Genomic DNA, 3,872 nt, shown 5'->3' with positions numbered 1-3,872 from the left:
TCAAGAGTGCAGAGCCGCTCCGAAGTACGCCATATCCAATCTCCCCTTGAGAAGAAAAAAATTTCCTTCTATTACAGAAGAGGTAATTATTAATTATTAATTATTAATTGTTAATTATTCATTCATGTCTATATTTTTTCACGAACAACTTTACCGCAGTCTAGAAATAATGACAAAGCTAAAAAATTTGTCAATAACTATTTGTGGTGCTGGTGCTTTAGGAGCAAATATTACTGAAAATTTAGCTCGTTCTGGGTTCAATAAATTACGAGTAATAGATTACGACCGCATAGAAGAACGTAACTTATCTACTCAACCTTATTATCGTTCTGATATTGGGGCATTGAAAGTTAAAATTCTGACTAATAGTCTTTATCGCGCCCTGGGAATAAAAATTGATAGTCAATCTCAAAAGTTAACTGTAGAAAATGCGGGGAAACTATTAGGCAAAAGTGAATTAGTTATAGATACTTTTGACAATAGTATTAGTAGAAGTGCAGTAAAAAATTATTGTGCTAATTCTAATGTTTCTTGTCTTCATGTAGGATTAGCTTCGGATTATTCAGAAATAATTTGGAATGAAAATTATCGAGTACCATCCCATATAAATGATGATGTTTGTGATTATCCTTTAGCAAGAAATTTGGTAATGTTAACCGTTGCTGTTGCTTGTGAAACTGTGATTAATTTTGCAGCAACTAAACAGCAGCATAATTTTACTGTTACTTTAGGAGATTTTGCTGTTAAACCATTATTTATGTAGGATTAAAATTCAGCAAAAGTTTGATTTATTTTGACTGAAAAATTAAGGTTTAAAGCCTCTCCTAGAAAGGAGAAAAAAGCGGTCGATATTCTGAGCTTGACCTAGGATGGGATGGCGAGGTCTCCCGCTCTTACCGAATAATTAATAATTAAGAGTTAATAATTAATAATTAAGAGTTGATAGTCAATTAATTATTCATTCAACAATTCACGCCTTGAAGCCGACCCTTGGATAGGGGATAAATCAAAAATTTTCCTTTTAGTCAATCCTCAATAGTTTTAAGAAGGGGTAATTATTAATTATTAATTGTTCATTGTTAATTGCTGAAAGAGCCGCTCCGAAGTACACCATATCCAATCGACCAAGAGAAGAAAAAAAATTCCTTTTAACCAATCCTCAATAGTTTTAATAAGAGGTAATTGTTAATTATTAATTGTTAATTATTAATTGTTAATTATTAATTATTGAAAATACTTTTTAGCATCGTGAGGTACAGTTTAATACTAATATCTATTGCCTATTCCCTTAAATTCTAAAACCTTATACCAAATCCAGTTATCAAAAGCACGTTTTTCAAATTCCTCTCTAACTATCCCCCCATCTCCCCATCCCCCCATCTCCCCATCCCCCCATCCCCCTAAAAGGATATTCTATAAACCGGATTTGATATCAGAGGTATTTTTAGAGGATTGACGTAATTCCCTTATCTAGACTGACTCTCAGGCATTTTTTTACCATAAAATGTCTAATATCATGTCCAGATAAGAGCGTGATAAAAAAATTTTTGTTTGTAGTAGGGCTTTAGCCTGATAATAGATAGATAGGGCTCTTGCCCTACTACGAGCTTTAATTATAACTATTCAACCGGACATGATATAAGTACCACTAAATGTTAATCAAATTTTTATTCAATAAAAAACCAAGTCAAAAGTTCTCTATTTAATTTGAACAATGATTTGGTTAATCTCCAATGGAAACTGTCCAACATAACCCACCTACATTAACCATTCCCACTTTCTTAATATATGTTTTATAGAACCCATTTGGAATCTATTGAAAAACAGAGGGAGAAGATAGAGAAATTGGGAGATCGGAATATGGGGAGTGTGGGTATATTTTTATTCCTATTTCCTATTTCCTAAAAATTTAATCGCGGGCATTGATACCAAATAGCTTGTATAAATATTCTCTAATAATTTGGGAATTTGCTGACTCATAAAAATTAATTAAATACACTAGTATAACTAAATTATAAGTGCTTTATATTATTCTATGTTGGTAACTATTGCTCAAATGTAGATACATTCAGAAATACAGATTAAGATAATCTATTACTGTTTGAGAGGAAATCAACATGGAAATTAAAGCAACCAATACACCTCAGTTAGAATGGGCCGGAGATGCCCTAGCTATTGGTTTATTTGAGGATGCCATAGAATTAACCGGGGATATGGCCAAATTGAACGAAATGTTAGCTGGTACTTTATCTGAACTAATTGAAGAAACGGAATTTAAGGGTAAAGCCAACAGCAGTGCCTCAACTCGTGTCGGTGGTACAACCCCTATTCGCAAAATTATTATTGTGGGCCTAGGTAAATCAGAGGAATTAAAATTAGATACTCTGCGCCAAGCAGCAGCGACCTCTGGACGTTTAGCAAAAAAGGAGAGATGTAAAACTCTCGGCATTAGCCTGCCAATGTGTCAGGATGCTGATTCTACAGCTACAGCTATGACTGAAGGCATTGAGTTAGCTCTCCATAAAGATAATCGCTTTAAATCTGAAGTGGAAAATCAAGGGCCAGATGTAGAAAAAGTAGAGTTAATTGGTTTAGCTGGCTCCGATGAAGCGATCGCCCGCGCCCGACAAATCTGCTCAGGAGTCATCTTGGCCAGGGAACTTGTAGCAGCTCCCGCTAATTCTTGCACTCCAATAACCATGGCTGAAACTGCTGAAGCTTTAGCTAAAGAGTTCGGTCTAGCTCTAGAAATTCTAGAAAAAGAAGATTGTGAAAAACTAGGTATGGGAGCTTTTCTTGGAGTTGCTCAAGCTTCTGACTTGCCACCAAAATTTATTCATATCACTTACAAACCAGAAGGTACTCCTCGTCGCAAGTTAGCGATAGTAGGAAAAGGTTTAACTTTTGACTCCGGTGGTTTAAACCTCAAAGTTTCTGGTAGTGGGATTGAAATGATGAAAACTGATATGGGTGGAGCAGGTACAACTTTTGGTGCTGTTAAGGCGATCGCTCAGTTGAAACCAGATGTGGAAGTTCATTTTATCAGCGCTGTTACGGAAAATATGGTTAGTGGTCACGCCATGCACCCCGGTGATTTTCTGACTGCTTCTAATGGCAAAACTATTGAAGTTAATAATACAGATGCAGAGGGGCGTTTGACTTTGGCAGATGCGTTAGTCTTTGCTGAAAAATTGGAGGTAGATGCAATTGTAGATTTAGCGACTCTCACTGGTGCTTGTGTTGTAGCATTGGGTAATGATATTGCTGGTTTGTGGAGTCCTAATGATGACTTAGCAGCTCAACTAACAGCAGCAGCAGAAAAAGCTGGAGAGAAAATGTGGCGGATGCCTTTGGAGGAAAAATATTTCGAGGGGTTGAAAGCTATGCACGCTGACATGAAGAATACAGGTCCGCGCCCTGGTGGTGCTATTACTGCAGCTTTATTTTTGAAACAGTTTATTAAAGATACACCTTGGGCGCATCTAGATGTTGCCGGCCCGGTTTGGATAGACGCAGAGAATGGTTACAATAATCCTGGTGCTACTGGTTATGGTGTTCGGACTCTAGTCAATTGGGTTTTGAGTTAGAGACTACCTATAGAACCCCTTCAGGGGTTCTATAGTAGATGAGAAGTAGGGGAGTAGGGGAAATGGCGAATCAGAGGTGTATTGGAGTATTTTTCAATCTTTTTTTCGTATTGCCTAATTCCCACATGACGACTCTACTCATCAAAAATAAACATCCCTGGTAAAGATACCAAATGGGTTCTATATGCACAATTTTTTCTATTGCTGATGTAGGGTTGAACTAAGTAGGTACTTGCTGTGAGGAAAATTGTCAATCAAGTTTAGTTCGCCCTACTCCGTAGAGAA

At 36.7% G+C, this 3,872-nt stretch carries 2 protein-coding genes; both read left to right on the top strand.

All coding sequences use genetic code 11. The features are described from left to right. Positions 1-124: 124 nt before the first annotated feature. Entirely contained in the window at positions 125-763 is a 639-nt protein-coding gene (locus F6K22_RS34885; protein ID WP_293109010.1) for a ThiF family adenylyltransferase, read from the top strand. Between the two features lie 1,354 nt (positions 764-2,117). After that, positions 2,118-3,587: a leucyl aminopeptidase gene (locus F6K22_RS34880; RefSeq protein WP_293109008.1), complete on the top strand. Its 1,470-nt coding sequence runs from the start codon at positions 2,118-2,120 to the stop codon at positions 3,585-3,587. Positions 3,588-3,872: the final 285 nt, after the last annotated feature.

This window comes from Okeania sp. SIO2F4 (assembly GCF_010672385.1).
GTDB lineage: Bacteria > Cyanobacteriota > Cyanobacteriia > Cyanobacteriales > Microcoleaceae > Trichodesmium.
Note: the sequence above shows the minus strand (reverse complement) of the source record. Positions and strands in the feature narration are given on the sequence as shown.

What these genes read in the sequence shown, in the direction of transcription:
- F6K22_RS34885 (WP_293109010.1), top strand. Translation starts at nt 125, where the DNA reads ATGTCTATATTTTTTCACGAACAACTTTACCGCAGTCTAGAAATAATG.
- F6K22_RS34880 (WP_293109008.1), top strand. Translation starts at nt 2,118, where the DNA reads ATGGAAATTAAAGCAACCAATACACCTCAGTTAGAATGGGCCGGAGAT.